The following is a 673-nucleotide window of genomic DNA, read 5'->3' as shown; positions in this document are numbered from 1 at the left end:
CGACAATCGCGACGGCGGCAATCGCACAGCAAAGAAAGGTGCCAAACGTTAAGATCATTTTTAAGCCTCGGGTTAATGGCTCACGTGAGCCTATGAGAAGCATTCTATAGACTGTCGGGTGCCGCGTCAACAGTATCCGACTAAATCACTCAGGTATTAGGCAAAAGGAAAGGGGCCGATTGGCCCCTTTAGATTATGCGGATGCGCGCTGCGTACGACACAGCCCGTTCCCATGTGCGAAACGGCATCGATACACCATCAAAGCTCACGCGCCAGCCGTAGGCGGCGCGCTGCACGCGCGGTTTACATTGCATTGACGCGCCCCGCACGATGCCATACGCGTTGACCGTTACGGCCGGTGCCCGCGATTTCGACCCATTCAACGCCGTCAATCACGGTCGTGCGCACATTGTCTGCGCCAAAGCGTGCGGCCAGTGCAACACGCATCCCCGTAAGATTCAGACCGTTTTCCATTTTGTTACCCCTTTCGTTATTGCGCTGTCGATGGGTGTAACTATACGCGCGTGCGGCGCGGCCCGCAAGCGTTATTTTGCGTTTTTTCATTTCGTTGTTTCCCCACAACACGACAGGGCAATCTGCACAAACAGATTGCCCTGTGCAATCAACGCGTTAGCACTTCGTAGAATCGTCGGCGCGTGTGCCAGTATACGAG

Annotated in this window: 1 protein-coding gene; it reads right to left on the bottom strand. The window is 55.0% G+C overall.

All coding sequences use genetic code 11. From position 1 onward, the window contains the following. Window positions 1-303: 303 nt before the first annotated feature. Window positions 304-564: a hypothetical protein gene (locus AC1RPG_RS07905; RefSeq protein ID WP_289862521.1), complete on the bottom strand. Its 261-nt coding sequence runs from the start codon at window positions 562-564 to the stop codon at window positions 304-306. Between the last annotated feature and the right edge of the window lie 109 nt (window positions 565-673).

Source organism: Dellaglioa sp. CoH-57-MRSF-18 (genome assembly GCF_056781995.1).
Note: the sequence above shows the minus strand (reverse complement) of the source record. Positions and strands in the feature narration are given on the sequence as shown.